Raw genomic sequence first — 18,902 nt, 5'->3', positions numbered from 1 at the left:
TATATTATTATTTTACACCGATATATATATTTACTACTGTATTGTATGAATTTATTGCTCTATGATTATATAATTCAAAATCAGAAATTGTAAGTTCTATCATTGTTTTTCTCGTTTAGATATTTATCTTAAGAAATAAAATGCTGGCATTTTAATTTAATTTTAATAATATCAAGTCTAATTCTTCCAAATCTTTATAATGAAATATTAATTTTCCGCCTAGTGGATAATTTTCTATTGTTATTTTTATACCAAATTTTTCTGATAAAGCTTTTACTAATAATTCTAGATCATTATCCGTAGCTTTGTCCTTTAAAAAACGCTTTCCTATTTTGTTATTATTGTTCGGGGATTTTGTATACTCATTCTTATACCATTGTCTTACTAGTTCTTCTGTTTGACGTACATTTAAATCATTATTTATAATATGATCGGCTATTACTTCTGCATGTTCATGATTTATTAAACACCGGGCTTGACCCATACTTAGTATATTTTCATTTACTTTATCTTGAATAGACTGCGGCAAATTATTAAGCCTTACTAAATTAGCTATATGACTACGACTTTTACCAAGCCTTTCAGCTAATTTTTCTGCCGTATAATTAAAATTTTCTATTAAATATTTAAAGCCACGAGCTTCTTCCATCACTGTTAAATCAGTTCTTTGTATGTTCTCAATTAATGCTATTTCCATACTCTCTCTAGCATCTAAATTTTTTATAATGACCGGTATCTCTAAAACTTTTGCTAATTTACATGCACGCCAGCGTCGCTCTCCTGCTATAATTTGGAAATTATTATCAACAATAATAGGCTGTAATAAACCATTATTCAATATAGAATCTGCTAATTCTTTTATTTTATCATATTCAAAGTTTTTTCTAGGCTGATTCTCGTTTGGTCTTATTTTATCAATATTGATTATTTGTACTATTTCTGATTCTATAGAAATAACTTCTTCTCCAAGTAATGAAGATAATCCTCTTCCTAGTCCTTTATTTTTCGCCATATCTTTCTAAGATTTCTTTTGTAAGTTCTATATATGCAACTGCTCCCGAACATTTATAATCATATATAATAGCCGGTTGTCCATATGAAGGAGCTTCAGATAGTTTAATATTTCTTGGAATAACGGTTTTAAATACTAATTCTCCTAAGCATTTTCTAACATCATCTTCTACTTGTTCAGTTAAACGATTACGCTTATCATACATTGTAAATAATATACCTGCAATCTTTATCTTAGGATTTAATTTTTTCTCTACAATTTCAATTGTTTTTAACAAATGACTTAATCCTTCTAAAGAATAAAAATCACATTGCATTGGAATCAGTACTTCATCGCTTGCAACTAAAGCGTTTACCGTTAATAAATTTAATGAAGGAGGGCAATCAATAATTATATAATCATATAATATTTTTATTTCTGCCAATAGCTTCATTAAAATATATTCTCGGTCCTTTAATTTTGTTAAGTCTAATTCAGCCGCAGATAGATTAGTGTTTGAAGTAATTATTTCTAAATTTGGTATATCTGTAGAAATTATTGCATCTTGCAATTCTATTAAATTTGTTAATACTTGGTATATAGTATTTTTGCGTTGTTGCTGACTAATTCCAAAACCGGTACTACTATTCCCTTGAGGATCAAGATCTATAACTAAAATTTTTTTATTTACAGCAGCAAAAGCTGTAGCTAAATTTACAGTAGTTGTAGTTTTAGCTACCCCTCCTTTTTGATTAACAATAGCAATTACTTTCATATCATTTTTGTTAAATTACTAACTTCTAGAATTTTCCCTTCTTCACAAGTAATACTTTGATGTATTAAATAACCAAATAACCATCTCTCTTTAGCTTTTACTATTTCAGTTAAATAATTTTTTCCTTTTAATAACAAAAATTTTTCTCGTACTGAAATATTTTTTATGCAATTAAATATTGTATTTAAGTTAGAGAAAGCTCTACAAGTTAATATACTACAATCTATTTCTACTTTTTCTATTCTTTGATTGATTATTTGTATGTTATTATTTGATATCTTTGATGCTTTTTCTAAAAATATACATTTACGTAAATCAGCTTCTATTAAACTTACTTGCGCTACCCCCGCTATAGATAATACTATACCAGGCAAACCGGAACCGCTTCCTATATCAACCAAATGTATGTCTTTATTATCAATATATTGTATTAATTGTAATGAGTCTAATATATGACGTTGCCAAAAATTATGTATAGTATTATCCGATACAAGATTGATTGATTTATTCCATTTTTTAACTAACTTTTGAAAAATTTCTAACTTTTCAATTATTTCACGTGGAACTTCCATCACTATATTTAGTTTTTAAATAAATTATAATAGCCATAATTGCTGCAGGTGTAATCCCTGGAATTCGACGTGCTACACCAATAGTAGTAGGTTTATAGGAAGAAAGTTTTTCCTGTATCTCTAATGATATACTTGGTATTTTAAAATAGTCAATATTTTTAGGTATGAACTGCGCCTCTTCACTTTGAAATAAATTAATATCTGCGTGTTGTCTAGTTAAATATGAAGCATATTTTGCTTCAATATAGAGTAATTGCAAAATGTTATTATTTTGTGTTTCTTTAAGCATAGGAAAAATTTTAATAGCTTGTTCAACATTAAAATTAGGTATTTTAAATAAGTCTAATACTGTTTTATATGTACCATCCTGTGCAACCTGTATACCCATTTTAGCAAGTTTACTAGTAGTTAAAGACAAGGTATTTAATAATGATTTTATTTTTTCTATATCTTCACATTTTTTTGTGAATATTTTTTTACGTTTTTCTGATACGACTCCAATGTTCATCCCTAATTCCGTTAAACGTAAATCAGAGTTATCTGCTCTTAAAGATAATCTATATTCTGAGCGAGAAGTAAACATACGATAAGGTTCTATAGTACCAAATGTTGTTAAATCATCAATCATTACTCCAATATAACTGTTTGCTCTTGTTAACATAAACGGTGCTTGATCTTTTACTGCTAAAGCAGCATTTATACCGGCTATTATACCTTGCCCTGCGGCTTCCTCATATCCTGTAGTACCGTTAATTTGCCCGGCCAAATACAATCCAGCTATTTTTTTTGTCTCTAGCGTAACACTTATTTCACGTGGATCAACATAATCATATTCTATAGCATAACCTGGACGTAAAACCTTTACATTTTCTAATCCTGGTATTGTTTTGATTAATTTATGTTGCACATCTTCAGGCAAAGAAGTAGAAATACCGTTTGGATAAATCGTATAATCATCTAACCCTTCAGGTTCTAAAAATATACGATGTTCTGATTTTGTACTAAATCTGACTATTTTATCTTCAATAGAAGGACAATATCGCGGTCCTATTCCTTCTATTTGCCCTGAATACATTGCGGATTTATCAAGATTCTCACGTATAATATCATGAGTTTCTGAGGTTGTTTTTGTGATAAAACAATTTATCTGAGAAACATTAACAATATTTGTTAATTCAGAAAAAGGACGAGGAATTTTATCGCCGGGTTGTAAAATTGTTTTACTATAATCAATAGTACGTCCATCAATGCGAGGCGGTGTACCTGTTTTTAAACGAGCCAGTTTAAAACCTATTTGTTTTAATGTATTTGATAATCCATACGAAGGCTCTTCATCTACTCTACCAGCAGGAATTTTTTTTTGTCCAATATGAATAAGACCTGATAGGAAAGTACCTGTAGTTAATATAATTTTTTGACAAAGAATTTTGCTACCGTTATTTAAAATAACCGCTTCAATTTTAGAAGATTTAATTTCTATATCTTCCACTTTTCCATATAATATATCTAGATTAGGATAATTTGTTAATATTTGATACATCGCTTTTTTATAAAGCTTTCGATCAGCTTGAGCTCTAGGTCCCCAAACTGCTGGTCCTCTAGTCTCATTCAGCATTTTATAATGTATACCAGCTTGGTCTATAACATAACCCATTAACCCATCAAGTGCATCGATTTCTTTAACTAATGTGCCTTTTGCAATGCCACCGATTGCTGGATTGCAAGACATTTCGCCTAAATTTTCCGGTTTTAACGTAATTAAGAGAGTAGGAACTCCAAGACGTGCAGAAGCAGCGGCTGCTTCTACGCCTGCATGTCCACCGCCTATAACTATTACGTCATATTTTAGCATTAATTATTCTATAATTTCAGATTTATTAAAGAAAAATTCGATTTCTCTTTTCGCACTATTTTCACTATCTGAACCATGAATACTATTAGCCTCAATTGATTCGCCTAAATCTTTTCTAATAGTACCTGCTTCAGCTTCAGCAGGATTAGTTGCACCCATAACGGTACGGTTTAAAGTTATAGCATCCTCCCCCTTAAGCACTTGAAGTACTACCGCTCCTGAAGTAATATATTCAACTAAGCTATTAAAAAACGGTCTTGCTCTATGCTCATCATAAAAACATGCAGCTTCATATTTAGTTAAAAATTTCATTTTCTGAGCCACTATTTTTAAACCGGCATTTTCTAAGTAAGTATTAATTTGCCCTATTTTATTCCTTTTGATAGCATCAGGCTTAATCATTGAAAAAGTATATTGTATTGTCATTTTGTAACCTATTTATTATAATTATTAAATGTATTTTTTAGCTGAACGATTCCATATTAAAGCAAATAATCCTCCTCCTAAAAGAGCAGAAATACTGAAAAATATAAATACCCCATTCCAACCATAATTATCGCTAATCCATCCTACGCCGACTCCCGCAATAGCCGCTCCTAAATAACCAAATAACCCTGATAATCCATTAGCCGTACCGACAGCCTGACGGGTACTAAAATCAGCAGCTGCTATACCTACAAGGAGCTGAGGTCCTGAAACCAAAAAGCCTATTAAAGAAAGAATTACTATACTTAATAATTCACTGTGAATAGGAAGTTTCCAAAACAAGACTAACAATAAGCTAAGCAATACCATACATATGGATGCAACAGGACCTCGACGACCTTGAAATAGTTTATCAGATAAAACACCTGCTATTAATGCCCCTGGGATACCTATCATTTCATATAAACCGATTTGTAAGCCTGCATTTGCAAGACTTATATTACGTAAATCTTTTAAAAATGTTGGAGCCCAATAAATTACTCCGGAACGTATTATATAAACAAACATGTTTGCTAAACAAACATACCATATTAGCTTATTACAAAAGACCATTTTAAGTAATTGTGGAGTTAATAGCTTCTCATAATCTCCTATAGCTTCAGGCGGATATTCTTTATATTCCTCTACGGTAGATAAACCTACTTCTTTTGGAGAATTACGAAGCCTATTATATAAAAAAAGCGATACTACAAAAGCAACTACACCTGGGACAAAAAAGGCAGCTCTCCAATCAAATTTATCGATTAAATAACCGCAGCTTATCATAGCAAGGGCACCACCTATTTGATTAGAAGTTGCACCCATAGCCCATTTAGTTCCAAGTTCTTTTGAAGCGAACCAGTGAGTAAGCATCTTTGTTGCAGGAGGCCAGCCCATAGATTGAAACCAGTTACTGGCTATCCATAAAATTCCTATAAGCCATAAAGAATCTGAAAAACCTATTAGCATAGTAATGATCCCGACAAATAAAAGACCCAAAACCATAAATATCCGAGCATTAACTTTATCGCTAATAAACCCGTTACACGCTTTACTAACTCCATACATAATAGATGAAGCAGTTAATATCCAGCCAATTTGTGTTTTAGTAACCCCAAAATATTCTCTTATAGCAGGAGTTGCTATATTAAAATTCTGACGACAAAAATAAAAAGTTGCGTAACCTATAATAATAGAATACAAAATCCTTACTCGCCAACTATTATATTTTTTTACATATGGCGATCTTGGAGTTTTAATTTTGGATCTTGTATTTGTCATATTATAAACTCTCCGACTATAAAAAAAGCAAGTTTAAGAGTCTATTTTTCGGTTTTATTTACCAAAACTTTATACTCTTTATTTAAACCTTTAACAGCATATATCCATAATATTACTATTACAAAGAATATAGAAGCAAAATAAGGAGTTGCCTCTACAAAACCAAATGCAGGAAATAAAATAAAGAATGTAGATTGAATAATAGCACCGCCTGATTTACCAAATCTTCCTCCGATAACTTCAACAGCAGCTTGCCCTTTTACTCGTAAATCCTTATCAAGCGGAATATACGCCATGTTTTTAGTGGCATCAAATAAAGAATATTTTACACCTTTACTTAAAACATTTTGAATCATACCGATCATAACAGCAAGTGCTAAAGGACCTGAAGCAAGAATACCTGTTAAATGCATAGCAATAACACTATCAAAAAAGATAAATGCAAAAAACGCTGCACCGGTAATTAACATCATTAATGGAGTTATCATAGCTGCAGTTAACCATGATACTTTTCTTAAAATATTACTACCTATAAGCATGAAAGCAATTGCAACCCAACCCTGATAAAATTGGAACTTACCCATATATATAGTATAAGCCTCTTTCGTCGGATATAATTCTTTTACTTTGGATTTCCAAACACCTTCAACTAAATTTACTGAAACACCGTAAGCAATAAGTAACAATGCAATATAACCTACATACTTAGAAGTAAAGATCATTTTAAAACTGTCTATTAATGACATTTTAGCTTTAGCTTTCTTTTCTTTTACTAATGCCGGATCATAAAGTCTAGGATCGGTTAGAACATTTTTATTCATCCATCTATATGTTAATATTACCAAAAAGCTACTTGTTATCATTATAACAAATAAAGGCACAAATTTTAGATGTTCTGCAACTATTTGAGTTTTTTCATGCAAGCAATATCCAATAATTACGGATGTTACAGGCAATGCTAAATTAGCAAGTAAACCAAACATTGAGTAAAAACGTTTAGCTTCATCGGTTTTAGTAATTTGGTTAGCAAATTGCCAAAATAATAAACTAAGCATCATTGTTCCCCAAAGCTCTGCCATAGTATAAAAAGATGCAAAACTCCATTTCCCAACTATTCTTATAAACCATTTGAAATTAGGATAAGCTAAACTCCAAGATTCTATGGTTTCAGGATCAGGATGAACTAAATCAGGGTAGGGGTAAAGAACAAACGCAAATAATGCAAAATACCCTAAGAAAAATGAAGTAATAACATAAAACACGTTTTCTTGCTTTAAAATATCGCAGAGCTTAACATAAATTATCATAGCGATTACGGCAGAAGGTAGTACTATATATGTTTTTAAGAAACTTATTGCTTCTGCCCCTATATCCGTTACTACAAACCCGTCTTTAATTGAACGAAGCGTTGAGTAGTTTAATAAAATACAGAACATCATAAACGCCATAGGAAGAAACTTCTTATTTTCATATCTTTCTATAGGCCAAATTACCTTGCTTAGTTCCGAGAGATAATTGTCACTTTTGGGAGTATTCATAAATTAAATTTTTTCTATTTTTTTTTGAAGATAAATATTGTACTAAAATATGTTAGAAAAGTCAAACCTATTGATTTTTTCTCAAAAGAAATTAAATAAAATTATTAACTATAGGATGCGTAAAAGAAATATGACAATTTATTTACTTGATTTTAGTTTCTATCTATAATTTTCTATTTATAAATTATTATAATAAAATATATGTCCAAATTAAAAACAGCTCTATTATTAACTGCTATAATTTTTATAACAGGTTGTAAAAGTAATATGAAAAATGAAAACAATATTTCATTACCGCAATATGTAACTTTGAACATTCAAACCTTAAATAGTTCAGAGGATAAAACTATTAGAATAAAGGCAAAAACTTTAAACTTTCCTTTATCTTCAGAAGATTTACGTGATATATCTATTTTAGAAAAGAAATATGATCAAGAAGAAAATTGTGCAGGACTTGCTGCACCGCAAATAGGCATATCAAAATGTATAATAATATTTGCAGTACATGAAGATGCAGAGTTAAAAAAATGGCGTCCTGACCTTAAGGATACAATGCCTAAAACTATTTGGATTAACCCCTCATATAAACCGATAGGTATTGATAAACATGAAGATTACGAGGGATGCTTTTCTGTTGAAAATGCTACAGGACCGGTAGCAAGATTCAAGAAAATTCATTATCACGCATATGATATAAATGGCAATCAAATTCAAGGTATCGCAGAAGGATTTTTAGCAAGAGTTATCCAGCATGAAATCGATCATCTAAACGGAAAAGTATTTTTAGATTATGTAGCTCCCAAAAAAATAATGACTAAAGAAGAATATTTAGAAATGCGTAAAAAAGCAATGGAGCAGGAAAATATAAAATCTTAGAGTTCTATAAATCTCAAATATCATTCTAGCTAAAATTTGAGTATGTCATTCCCGCGAAAGCGGGAATCTAGCAAAAAGCGACATTATCTAAGCTTTTAATATGAAAAATTAAATATATTTGTATCTTTTAGTTACTGAATTCCTATCTTCGCAAGAATGACATTGTTCCATGTTAAGGCAACGTAAATTTACTTTATATTATTTGGTATAATACTATTGCATCGGATACGGGACGCACGAGATGTTCGCCTAAAGCTTCATCTTCATCACCTATTACATTATTTATAATTTTTCCGCCCATTAATAATGTCCGTCTAAATTGATTGCCGATTCATATCCAAGTTAACATATAATCTGCAAGTTCTGTTTTAGTTAATCCTATCACAGTATAATTAACAAGGTGTTTTTCTAAAATTTTAAAGCTTCAGGGATTGTTAATTTATCAACATTTATTTCTTTCTCTTTCCGTAATATTGATCTTACTTACACAAGCTTAAGGTCTTTTACATGTTGCTTATAAATATGCTCGACTACAACTATAACTATAGTACCGTCATTACACACTCCTAAGGCAGTACAAGCATGAGCCGGATCATCTTGCTTTGGATTATCTACAACATTTTTACCGTTTTGAACCAATAAGGGAATACCGGTTACTATTGAAGCAGTGTTACTTAAATTTATAAGCTTACCGTCTTTATAGATAAATTCCAAAATTAGCTTTACAGAATCATTTATATTTACTACCGGCAAACTTGTTGCTTGTGGAAAGGACACAATATAAAGCCTTTCTATGGAATTTGATTATCACCATGCTTACTTATTGCCGTAACAATAAAATTAGACCTATTCTGATCAATCAAAAATTCTTTGTTAGTATACGACGTTAATTTGGTAGACGCCCAAACATCATTATAGAAAGTAATATCTTTTAGGTTTGAAAAATAATTAACTTGATTTGGAATAACAGATTTATCGCCTATTGCTACTAAAATTTTTGCACTAGCCTTGGTAATTTGAATATTGCCCTGATCTATAATTAACAAACTTTGTAGTTGTTTTCTAAGACTAAATAGCTTGCCGTCTATCATTAAAGTAAGGCTTGGTCTGCCGTCATCACTATCGGCGATTTCAAAGAATCCGACATTAATAGCAGCAGCTGCATTAGTGCGGTATGCCATAACGTTTACTGTTTCTCTGCTTATAACCTGATTATGAGCTTTAACTAGTTTTAACCCAAAATTCTTAGGATCAATAGTTAACACATGAATCACATGCTTATCTTTTTCATAACGATTATATGTTAAGCCTTTATATTCCTTTGCGTATATTTTAAAACTGATTATTAAAGCAAGAAATAAGTAAACTAATCTAATAATATTGTTTTACTTTTTTTAACAATAAAATTTAACCATAATGCCTCTTTACTTGGAGAGAATCTCTTACTCTTTTCCGTCCATATTTTAACTATTTCAAAAAGCCTGCTAAAATAAGGTTTTATTGTATCTTCATGCATATTGTAAAAATCGCGATCATCAAGTTGTATAATATCTGAACCATATCAGTAAGAAGCATAAAAAATGCCTTCCGGCTTTAATGCAGCATGAATTTTTTATACACATTGATTGTTTCATTATAAGGTACATGAAGGAGAGTTGCTTGAGCCCAAACACCATCAAACTTAAAATCGATATCTTGAAAAGTGGAGTGCAGTACATCTATTACGGTTGCTTTTGTAGCTCATTTAACCATTTCGGTTGAACCGTCAAAAGCAGTAACTTGATATCTTTGACTTAAAAAATATTTTGTATCACGACCAACTCCGCAACCTGCATCTAAAATATGAGCTTGTTCAGGTAAGTAGCTAGTAAATGCTTTATAGTTATAAGACAAATCTGCATTGATTGTTCTGCTATAAAACTCTTGAGCGTTATTATTATAATATTGTATATTTATACTCACCAAACAATAACATACAAATAGAAAATACATATAATTTCTATTATATATTAGACTTCTTTTTGAACTCGCTTATAGGGAGGAATTTGGAGGACACACGGAACGCAGCACCGCAGCGTATAAAAAAGTACATGAGGATGCGAGTACCAGATTGACGTACAAATTACCCCTAGAAGTAGAGTTCCAAAAGAAGTCTATTGACTATTAGACTTAAAAATGGTCTAATTATCAAGAATAAGGCTTAAGGTTTATATGATAAAAAAAATAATATTTGGAATAGCTATTTTACTTAGTACAAGCTGCTTTGCCAATAGTACAACTTCTGACGGCTCAAAAAAAGATGCAGCAAAAACTAACGATGTTACAACACAAAAAATTATAGATGATTTTTCTACTTACGCCGGTACTATAAAACCGGAAGTACGGGAGGAAATACAAAAATATAGAGTAGCAATAGTCAAGATTAATAAGAAGAAACGTGAACTATATAACAGCCTTTCCAAAGAGGCTCAAAATTTTTTAGCAGAGCAACAAAAATATAAACAAAAACTATCTATCTCTAAACTACCGGCAGAAAACGACCAAAAGAATAATACTGCTGATTCTAATGATAATAAAAGCAAAGATACAAAATAAATTACTTTTCTTAGCCGTTATTGTGCGGGTCAAAAATCGTCATTGCAAGCAGCCGTAGGCTGTGCGGCAATCTCATGAAATAATAACAAACTCCTGAGATTGCTTCGTCAATTGCTACGCAATTTCCTCGCAATGACAGATAAACCTATCCATACAACAACTCCGCTTTTAGCTAGGTTCATAAATCTGCTCTACTACACCATCAAGACCCATTAAAAAAGTATAAACTTTTAATTGGGGGAATTTTTCTTTTATTATATCACGGGCCTTGTTTAAAATTGCTGCATGTGCTGCCGTTTCTTTTTCCTTGGTATTTAGCTGTTCCTGACCTATAAGTATTTTATAAGCTCCACATTCTCTATGATCAAGAAAAACAATTTGTTTTATGTTATGTAATTCGTGCAAAATCTCAATAGTATCTTCTATTGTTTTTCCCCAATAAGTATATTTGTCGTTAACGAGAGCAAGCGATGCACCGGGCAGTGATACTTTATCAAAATTATCTTCTAATCCTAATTGCTTCATTAATTTATCTGTTTCGTCTATTAATCTAAAATCTACACAACTAATTAAAAGAGTAGAAGCTTCATTTAATGTTTTTAAATGTTCATTACTTACTTCTACCTTTACAACTTTCTTATTGGCAATTATATCATTGTTAGCAGCGTAAAGATTTAAACTAGACACTATAATAAACCCTAAAATTATATATTTTACATGTATCATAAAATTCTCCTATTTAAAAATATTTCTTACAAGCTTTAAAATAAGAATAACCTGTAATGATTGTTAAAAAAGCGGCAATCCATAAAATTATTTCCCCTACTATATCTAAATAAATAATTCCTGAACCTTTTGAGCCTAGTATCAATATCGATAAAGCAAACATTTGTAAAAACGTTTTTACCTTAGCGAGTCTCGATACAGGCACACTAACCTTTACTAGAGCTAAAAATTCCCGAAGACCGCTAACTAAAAATTCTCGTGCTAAAATTAATAAGCAAGGTATCTCATCTACATTATCTTTTTTTATTAGCATGATAATAACGCAACCTACAAGTAGCTTATCTGCTATAGGGTCAAACATCTTGCCGAAACTTGTAACTAAATTATATTTTCTTGCAATATAACCGTCAAAAAAATCCGTAATACTAGCTAAAACAAATAATAATGCCCCAAGTTTACGTGCAAGTGAATTATTTATATAAAATACCAGTATAATAACTGGAATTACCATTATTCGAGCAATAGTTAGATAATTAGGTAAATTTTTATCTATTCTCATTAATTAATTAATTAAATTTATTAATATAATATTGTTGAACGATGGATAGAATATTATTCCAAGACCAATATATTAAAAGTCCCACAGGAAAACTACTAAACATAAATAAAAAAATTAGCGGCATAAATTTCATTACTTGAGCTTGCATAGGATCCGCAGGTTCAGGACTCATTTTTTGCTGTAAGAACATAGTAATAGCCATTAAAATAGGCCATGCTCCAATCATTAAAAATGACGGCGGCGAGAACGGTAATAAGCCAAATAAATTAAAAATAGTAGTAGGGTCGGGTGCAGATAAGTCTTTAATCCAGCCGTAAAACGGTGCTTGCCGCATTTCAATAGTTACATACAATACTTTATAGATGGAGAAAAATACTGGAATTTGAACAAGTATAGGTAAACAACCAGCTACCGGATTTACTTTTTCTTTTTTATATAAAGCCATAATTTCTTGATTTAAACGTGCTTTATCATCACTGTATAAATTTTTTATCCTATCGATTTCCGGCTGTAAATTTTTCATTTTTTTCATCGAACGATAAGACTTATTGGCTAAAGTAAACATTAATAGCTTAATTATAACCGTAACAATTAATATACTAACACCGAAATTACCGACATAGCCATAGAAATAATTCATGGCGTAGAAAACCGGTTTGGTAATTATATAGAACCAGCCAAAATCAATAGCTCTATCAAATAATTTAATATCATATTGCTTTTCATATTTATCAAGCAAGTCTACTTTTTTTGCTCCAGCAAAAATTCTGCTTTTAATTGAAAAATTTTCGCCGGGCTTTATTATTTGTACCGGTGAAATAAAATCTACCTGATATCTTTCAGTCCCTTGCTTAAGAGCATAATTAAAATTCGAGCTGTAATTACTTGATTTATCCGGAATCAAGGAAGATAACCAATATTTATCGGTAATTCCTATCCAGTCAACCTTACTTGCTGCAAATTTTTCACTTTTCTTATCTTTAATATCATCATAAGAATATTCTTTAAGATTCTCGTCTATACACCCGATAGGTCCTTGATGTAATATATTCACCGCTTTCTCTACGGCAATATATTTACGATTTATTAAACCGTAAGATTGCACAGGAAGTTCTTTATCACTATTATTAACGATGGTTTGCTCTATAGTAAATAAATAGTTTTCATCGACAGTAATAGTAATTAAAAATTTAACTCCGTCTTCATTAACCCAAAATAAATGAACAGGTTTTTCAGGGCTTAATATTTCACTATCACTATTCCATATAGTATCGTTGTTAGGGAGTTTTACACTAGATAAATTACTAACTAAACCAACTTCAGCAAAATATGCATTTTCTGTATTAGCCGGTGAAAATAATCTCACTTCAGGACTATTTTTAGATAAATCTTGTTTATATTTCTTTAATATTAAATCATCAAATCTAAGTCCTTTTAATGAAATAGAACCGGTAAGTGATTCAGATTCTATTTTAATACGCTGTACTTGACTTTCTTCTTGAACAACAATACCAGTTGCAGGTGCGACTAAAGCTTTTAACTGTTGTTTCTTTAAATTTTCTGCTTTCTGCACTGCTATTTGCTGTTGCTGTTTTTTTTGTTCAGGTTTTACAACAAAATACTGCCAACCGAAAATTATACTTAAAGACAATATAATAGCGGCTATTAAATTAATTATATTATTATTCATTCCTAGGTCTTAAATTTTAATATTTTTAAAGCTTTAAGTTTTAAAGCATTTAGAGAAAATAATCAAGTAGTATATATACTGCTTTGCTTTCAAAAGTAGTGAATATCCAAGCTGAAAGACAACTTCCATCTTGGATACAAATTTAATTTATTTTTACTACTTTTCATTTTACTTCAGATATATTATACCACTCCTACATTCTGAAATATTTTTAATTTAAATTCAGGAAGTATAGAAATGAAATGTTCAGAAATATTGTCCTGTATATTTTCATAACCTACTAAATTGACTTCTTTAACAAAGATATATATTTCTATAGGCAACCCATTAATCGTAGGTTCAAGCTGTCTTACTAAAAAAGTAAACCCTTCGGTATAAACTGCCGGATTATTTTTTAGATATTCCTGAATATATAATTTGAATAGTTTAATGTTGGTTAAATCTTTCTCTTCTTTATCAAGAGTGATTTTATCTATTACATCCTTTGATATATAAGGAGATTTTTTTAGTGCTTTTAAAATAGTAGCATCACAGAAGTTAATAGTTGCCATATTAATATTAAATACTCTCTTTACCCTTCTTGCTCCTGATTCACTAATTCCTCTATAATTAGTTACGTTAGAATTTAAAATACTGTAAGTAGGAACTGTGGAAATAGATTGGTCAAAATTCCTAATTGTTACTACGGAAATAGTAATTTTTTCAACTATTCCTTCAATTGCACCTATACGTACCCAGTCTCCAATATTAATAATTTCTTGAGTAGTTAGTTGCAAGCTTGCAAGTAATCCTAAAACGGTATCTTTGAAAACAAATGTTAAAAGAGCTGCGGCTGCACCTAAGCTTGTTAAGAATGTACTAAGCGAAATATTTAATATATATGAAATAGTTACCATTGCTGCAATAACTATGACAATAATTTTTAATATTTGAAAATATAAGCTAAGCGGTGCATTTTTTGTAACGGCTTTGATTCTATTGTGATACAGATCTGCAAAAGCATCTATAAGCGTTAATAATAACATCGTCACAGATATACCAGTATATAAGATTACTATAGTATCTTTGATTCCCAGTAATACATGTGCTTTAAAAGCAGTAGAATGAAAAATCTTTCCCCAACATACAAAGTAAAGTGCTAATAAAGTATGTAATAAATAACGAAATATAGGATATTTTTTTATCCTTTCATAATCATCATAATGATGTCTAGTTAAATAATTTTTTACAGGAATAAAAATTAATCTTTTAATTAGAAATATCACCGGTATAAGAGATACTAACATAACAAACAATAATACTAACTCAGTACTTGAGGTATGATATAGATCCATTAAATATTGCATATTTTACCTATCATTATTATTATAAATATAAATCTTTTTTATTATTACTAAGAATTTTATTTTTATCAATAATTTTAACTCAAAAGAATTTGGTATTGCTAAGCAAATATAGATACTGTCATTGCGAAGCCACGAAGCAACTGCGGCAACCCATAAAAATAATAAAAAACTGAATTGCCTAGTCAATTACTTACGTAATGTTCCATAACTCAGACGTTAAATGAATTAAATAACTTATTTATCTATGACATTTCCTAATATCAATCCAATTATTTTCTCTATAGGTCCACTTGCTATCTCTTGGTATTCTCTTTCATATGTAATAGGAATTTTGCTAGGCTGGTTCTATGCAAATAAAATTATAGAAAAATTTAAGCCTCAAATTACCAAAAAAAATCTAGAAGATTTCATTACTTATGCCGTTATAGGCATAATAGTCGGAGGCAGACTAGGGTTTGTTTTATTATATAACCCTTCTAGATATTTTTCAAATCCAATAGATATCTTAAAAACTTATGAAGGCGGGATGTCTTTCCATGGCGGAGCTTTAGGGGGGACTATTGCTGCTTATTTGTTTTGCCGAAAATATAAAATTAATTTTTTAAGTCTCACGGATATAATAGCCCCTGCAGTACCTATCGGATTATTTTTAGGTAGAATCGCTAATTTTATTAACGGCGAACTATACGGACGTATTACAAATTCTTCTTTTGGTATGATTTTTCCGAATAGCGATTTTATGCCAAGACATCCTAGTCAATTATATGAAGCTTTTTTTGAAGGTTTAGTATTATTTAGTATCTTAGCATATGCAACATTTAAGCACAAAACTCTTAAAAAGTGCGGTTTAAACTCAGGAATATTTTTAACATTTTACGGTCTTTTCCGAATCACTATTGAAATATTTAGAGAACCCGACATACAAATCGGGTTTATTTTAGATAGCTTAACTATGGGACAAATTTTATCTGTACCTATGTTACTTTTAGGAAGTTATTTAATATGTCAATCGAATCCAAAATAAGACAATTAATTGATCAAAACGGTTATATTACTTGCGATGTCCTCATGCAGGAGGTATTAAACTTAAATCCTACTTCCTATTATAAGCAAGTAAAATCATTGGCTAACGAAGGTGACTTTGTTACGGCTCCTGAAATTTCACAGCTATTCGGTGAAATTATCGGCTTATGGTGTATCAGAGAGTGGCAAAGAATTGGCTGCCCAAAAAGTCTTAGTTTAGTAGAGCTTGGTCCTGGTCGAGGTCTATTAATGCGTGATTTACTACGTACTGCAAAATTAGTACCAGAATTTTATAAAGCTTTATCAATTGAACTAATAGAAATTAATAAAAATTTTATTGCTCATCAAAAGGCTAATTTACAAGATATTAATTTACCGATTAGTCATCAATCATTTGTAGAAGATATACCAAAAAAACCTACTATAATAATAGCTAACGAATTCTTTGATGCTATACCTATAAAGCAATATATTAAAGTCAAGGAATTATGGTATGAAAGAATATTTGTAGTGCAGCCGGTAGACGAAAGAATTAAATATGATAAAATAAGCGTTAATAAGCAATTACAAGAATATCTGCTGCGTACTCATATTGAAGCAAAAGACGGGGCAATACTTGAAGAATCTTATAAATCGATAGAAATTATAAAATTTATAGCGCAGCATCTAAAAAGACTAAGCGGCAGTGGCTTAATAATAGATTACGGCTATGATATAGCTCCAAATGGTAGAACTAGATATCAATATAATCAAACATTACAAGCGGTTAAAAACCATAAATATTGCCCCATCCTTGCAAATCTTGGCGAAGCTGATTTATCGGCACATGTGGATTTTTATGCATTAAAGACGGTAGCTAAAAACAGCAAAATAAACGTAATAGATACAATATCGCAACGAGATTTTTTAATAGAAAATGGAATCTTATTACGCAAACAAACATTGCAAGACAAGCTTAATGATAGACATCTTTCCAAATTCGCTTATAGAGAGGAATTTAAAGGAGACACGAAACGCAGCACCGCAGCGTACACTTTAGTACGTGAAGATGCGAGTATCGGATCGACGTATAAATTACCTCTAGAAGTAGAGTTTGGAAAGATGTCTGAGCAGGCACAAATAATAGAAAGACAGGTAGAAAGACTAATATCACCGAAACAAATGGGAGAATTATTTAAAGTATTACAAATTATGAATTAATTTAGGTTTTGTGGACATTTCTAAAAAGATTTAATTTTGGCTATTTGTTGCTGCAAATTATAAGATTTTTTTGAAATATGAATAACTATTCCAGCAAAAATCTTATTAATTTTCGCTACAAAATACCTCAAAATAGCAAATCAACTAGAAATGTCCACAAAAAAACCTAGGTTCTAAGTCTTGATTATAAATAGACAACTTAAGTCCCCTTCTTCACATTTCAGCATGGCTTCAAATTCTTTTATACGCTCTTCGGTTTTTCCTGTAAGACACATAAGCAGTATCATTGGATATACGGAACCGCCATAAACCCCAAAACTTCGAAATTCACAATCAGCATCTCAGTACTTAATCCATAAATTTGGGGATTTTTTTAAGTAAATTAACTTGTTCTTGTTTGTCTGAAATATGTTTTAATATTTCTTGGTATATTTGATTTAGTTTCTTATCAACTTTCTTATATTCTGCTTGTGTCATGGTATTATTACAATCAACAGAAAATACTTGCTTTTTTCATTATTTTATCATTTTTAAAATAATTAATTAAGCATCACACACCGTGACGTTCTGCAATTAAACTTTTTATTTTACCGATAGCTTTAGCAGGATTTAAGCCTTTCGGGCAGGTCTTAGTACAGTTCATAATCGTATGACAACGGTAAAGCTTAAATGGGTCTTCTAAAGCTTCAAGACGTTCACCGGTATTATCATCCCTTGAATCGGCAATCCATCTATATGCTTGTAGTAAAATCGCAGGCCCCAAATATTTATCACCGTTCCACCAATAGCTAGGACAAGAAGTAGAACAGCAAGCACATAATATACACTCATATAAACCGTCAAGCTTTTCTCGGTCTTTAATCGACTGTAACCTTTCAGAGTTTGAAGGGGTAGGGCTATCGGTTTTGAGCCAAGGTTCTATAGATTCATATTGTGCATAAAAATGCGACATATCAGGTACTAAATCTTTCACTACTTTCATATGAGGAAGCGGATAGATTTTGATATCGCCTGATATATCTTCTATTGGTTTTATGCATGCTAAAGTATTTGTACCGTCAATATTCATTGCACAACTACCGCAAATTCCTTCCCGACAAGAACGCCTAAAAGTTAAAGTAGAATCGATTTCGTTTTTGATTTTAATTAAAGCATCTAAAACCATCGGTCCGGTTTTGCTTAAATCTATCTCAAAACTATCGATAGTAGGATTCTCATCAAGATCAGGATCATACCTATAAATTTTTATCTTTCTAGGTTTAAGCATTTCCTCTTGTTCTTTATGCTCTCTACCTTTTTTTACTACTGAATTTGGCGGTAACCTTAACTCTGCCATTTAAGTACTCTCTTAAAATTTGTTTTTAGAACTATACAAAATAATTAGCTAATTCACAATCTTTCATACCTGTTACG

General features: G+C 30.7%; 20 protein-coding genes and 2 pseudogenes. 5 read left to right on the top strand and 17 right to left on the bottom strand.

What is annotated here, in order from left to right:
* Nucleotides 1–151: 151 nt before the first annotated feature.
* From RJP_RS00510 to tlc1, 7 genes are read right to left on the bottom strand one after another with little or no spacing between them, the layout of a single operon-like run.
* Nucleotides 152–1,012, bottom strand: a complete 861-nt coding sequence (locus RJP_RS00510) for a ParB/RepB/Spo0J family partition protein (protein WP_014120474.1) — start codon at nucleotides 1,010–1,012, stop codon at nucleotides 152–154.
* Nucleotides 999–1,766 (bottom strand): ParA family protein, encoded by a 768-nt coding sequence (locus RJP_RS00505; protein WP_014013807.1) that lies wholly within the window; start codon nucleotides 1,764–1,766, stop codon nucleotides 999–1,001. The genes RJP_RS00510 and RJP_RS00505 overlap by 14 nt, the downstream gene beginning before the upstream one ends.
* Nucleotides 1,763–2,338: a 16S rRNA (guanine(527)-N(7))-methyltransferase RsmG gene (rsmG, locus tag RJP_RS00500; protein ID WP_096368081.1), complete on the bottom strand. Its 576-nt coding sequence runs from the start codon at nucleotides 2,336–2,338 to the stop codon at nucleotides 1,763–1,765. The genes RJP_RS00505 and rsmG overlap by 4 nt, the downstream gene beginning before the upstream one ends.
* Complete coding sequence (gene mnmG, locus RJP_RS00495) at nucleotides 2,322–4,190, bottom strand: tRNA uridine-5-carboxymethylaminomethyl(34) synthesis enzyme MnmG (RefSeq protein WP_014120472.1); 1,869 nt, start codon at nucleotides 4,188–4,190, stop codon at nucleotides 2,322–2,324. The genes rsmG and mnmG overlap by 17 nt, the downstream gene beginning before the upstream one ends.
* A 3-nt stretch (nucleotides 4,191–4,193) precedes the next feature.
* Nucleotides 4,194–4,616 (bottom strand): nucleoside-diphosphate kinase, encoded by a 423-nt coding sequence (ndk, locus tag RJP_RS00490; protein WP_014120471.1) that lies wholly within the window; start codon nucleotides 4,614–4,616, stop codon nucleotides 4,194–4,196.
* Nucleotides 4,617–4,640: 24 nt separating this feature from the next.
* Complete coding sequence (locus RJP_RS00485; RefSeq protein ID WP_014120470.1) at nucleotides 4,641–5,936, bottom strand: MFS transporter; 1,296 nt, start codon at nucleotides 5,934–5,936, stop codon at nucleotides 4,641–4,643.
* Nucleotides 5,937–5,977: 41 nt separating this feature from the next.
* Complete coding sequence (gene tlc1, locus RJP_RS00480) at nucleotides 5,978–7,474, bottom strand: ATP/ADP exchange transporter Tlc1 (protein WP_014120469.1); 1,497 nt, start codon at nucleotides 7,472–7,474, stop codon at nucleotides 5,978–5,980.
* Between the two features lie 201 nt (nucleotides 7,475–7,675).
* Between tlc1 and RJP_RS00475 the strand changes: the two genes are divergently transcribed.
* Nucleotides 7,676–8,350: a peptide deformylase gene (locus tag RJP_RS00475; protein WP_014120468.1), complete on the top strand. Its 675-nt coding sequence runs from the start codon at nucleotides 7,676–7,678 to the stop codon at nucleotides 8,348–8,350.
* A 483-nt stretch (nucleotides 8,351–8,833) separates the two neighbouring features.
* Here RJP_RS00475 and RJP_RS00470 read toward each other — a convergent pair whose 3' ends face one another.
* From RJP_RS00470 to RJP_RS00455, 4 genes are all read right to left on the bottom strand, one after another.
* The gene (locus RJP_RS00470) at nucleotides 8,834–9,127 is read right to left on the bottom strand and encodes a phosphodiester glycosidase family protein (RefSeq protein WP_225981292.1); all 294 of its coding nucleotides are present in this window, start codon (nucleotides 9,125–9,127) and stop codon (nucleotides 8,834–8,836) included.
* Nucleotides 9,128–9,141: 14 nt separating this feature from the next.
* Entirely contained in the window at nucleotides 9,142–9,624 is a 483-nt protein-coding gene (locus RJP_RS10100) for a hypothetical protein (protein WP_231839104.1), read from the bottom strand.
* A 92-nt stretch (nucleotides 9,625–9,716) separates the two neighbouring features.
* The gene (locus RJP_RS00460; RefSeq protein ID WP_024704433.1) at nucleotides 9,717–9,866 is read right to left on the bottom strand and encodes a hypothetical protein; all 150 of its coding nucleotides are present in this window, start codon (nucleotides 9,864–9,866) and stop codon (nucleotides 9,717–9,719) included.
* A 224-nt stretch (nucleotides 9,867–10,090) separates the two neighbouring features.
* Nucleotides 10,091–10,342, bottom strand: a complete 252-nt coding sequence (locus RJP_RS00455; protein WP_024704432.1) for a class I SAM-dependent methyltransferase — start codon at nucleotides 10,340–10,342, stop codon at nucleotides 10,091–10,093.
* 19 nt (nucleotides 10,343–10,361) lie between these two features.
* Between RJP_RS00455 and RJP_RS07340 the strand changes: the two are divergent.
* Both RJP_RS07340 and RJP_RS00450 read left to right on the top strand, forming a co-directional pair.
* A pseudogene (locus RJP_RS07340) lies at nucleotides 10,362–10,511 on the top strand (palindromic element RPE1 domain-containing protein); the annotation flags it as partial.
* A 50-nt stretch (nucleotides 10,512–10,561) separates the two neighbouring features.
* A complete protein-coding gene (locus tag RJP_RS00450; protein WP_014120467.1) occupies nucleotides 10,562–10,945 on the top strand; it encodes a hypothetical protein in 384 nt (127 codons plus the stop codon).
* A gap of 168 nt (nucleotides 10,946–11,113) precedes the next feature.
* Here RJP_RS00450 and RJP_RS00445 read toward each other — a convergent pair whose 3' ends face one another.
* The 4 genes from RJP_RS00445 to RJP_RS00430 all read right to left on the bottom strand — a co-directional run bounded on the left by RJP_RS00445 (nucleotide 11,114) and on the right by RJP_RS00430 (nucleotide 15,266).
* On the bottom strand, nucleotides 11,114–11,671 hold the full coding sequence (locus RJP_RS00445; protein WP_014120466.1) for a carbonic anhydrase: 558 nt from the start codon (nucleotides 11,669–11,671) through the stop codon (nucleotides 11,114–11,116).
* A 13-nt stretch (nucleotides 11,672–11,684) separates the two neighbouring features.
* Nucleotides 11,685–12,230 carry a CDP-diacylglycerol--glycerol-3-phosphate 3-phosphatidyltransferase gene (gene pgsA / locus RJP_RS00440; RefSeq protein ID WP_014013797.1) on the bottom strand — a complete coding sequence of 182 codons (546 nt, stop codon included), beginning with the start codon at nucleotides 12,228–12,230 and terminating at the stop codon, nucleotides 11,685–11,687.
* Nucleotides 12,231–12,237: 7 nt separating this feature from the next.
* Nucleotides 12,238–13,920, bottom strand: coding sequence for a membrane protein insertase YidC (gene yidC / locus RJP_RS00435; RefSeq protein ID WP_014013796.1), 1,683 nt, complete (start codon nucleotides 13,918–13,920; stop codon nucleotides 12,238–12,240).
* A gap of 182 nt (nucleotides 13,921–14,102) precedes the next feature.
* Nucleotides 14,103–15,266, bottom strand: coding sequence for a mechanosensitive ion channel family protein (locus tag RJP_RS00430; protein ID WP_014120465.1), 1,164 nt, complete (start codon nucleotides 15,264–15,266; stop codon nucleotides 14,103–14,105).
* 244 nt (nucleotides 15,267–15,510) lie between these two features.
* Between RJP_RS00430 and lgt the strand changes: the two genes are divergently transcribed.
* Nucleotides 15,511–16,290 carry a prolipoprotein diacylglyceryl transferase gene (lgt, locus tag RJP_RS00425; RefSeq protein ID WP_014120464.1) on the top strand — a complete coding sequence of 260 codons (780 nt, stop codon included), beginning with the start codon at nucleotides 15,511–15,513 and terminating at the stop codon, nucleotides 16,288–16,290.
* Complete coding sequence (locus RJP_RS00420; protein WP_014120463.1) at nucleotides 16,269–17,489, top strand: class I SAM-dependent methyltransferase; 1,221 nt, start codon at nucleotides 16,269–16,271, stop codon at nucleotides 17,487–17,489. The genes lgt and RJP_RS00420 overlap by 22 nt, the downstream gene beginning before the upstream one ends.
* A gap of 173 nt (nucleotides 17,490–17,662) precedes the next feature.
* Here the strand turns inward: RJP_RS00420 and RJP_RS11210 are convergent.
* Together RJP_RS11210 and RJP_RS00410 are read right to left on the bottom strand one after the other, a co-directional pair.
* A pseudogene (locus RJP_RS11210) lies at nucleotides 17,663–17,966 on the bottom strand (lysozyme inhibitor LprI family protein).
* Nucleotides 17,967–18,039: 73 nt separating this feature from the next.
* Nucleotides 18,040–18,825, bottom strand: a complete 786-nt coding sequence (locus tag RJP_RS00410; RefSeq protein WP_014120462.1) for a succinate dehydrogenase iron-sulfur subunit — start codon at nucleotides 18,823–18,825, stop codon at nucleotides 18,040–18,042.
* Nucleotides 18,826–18,902: the final 77 nt, after the last annotated feature.

It is taken from the genome of Rickettsia japonica YH (assembly GCF_000283595.1).
GTDB classification, from domain to species: Bacteria; Pseudomonadota; Alphaproteobacteria; order Rickettsiales; family Rickettsiaceae; genus Rickettsia; species Rickettsia rickettsii.
The sequence above is the reverse complement of the archived record's forward strand: the minus strand, read 5'-3'. Positions and strand labels throughout refer to the sequence as shown.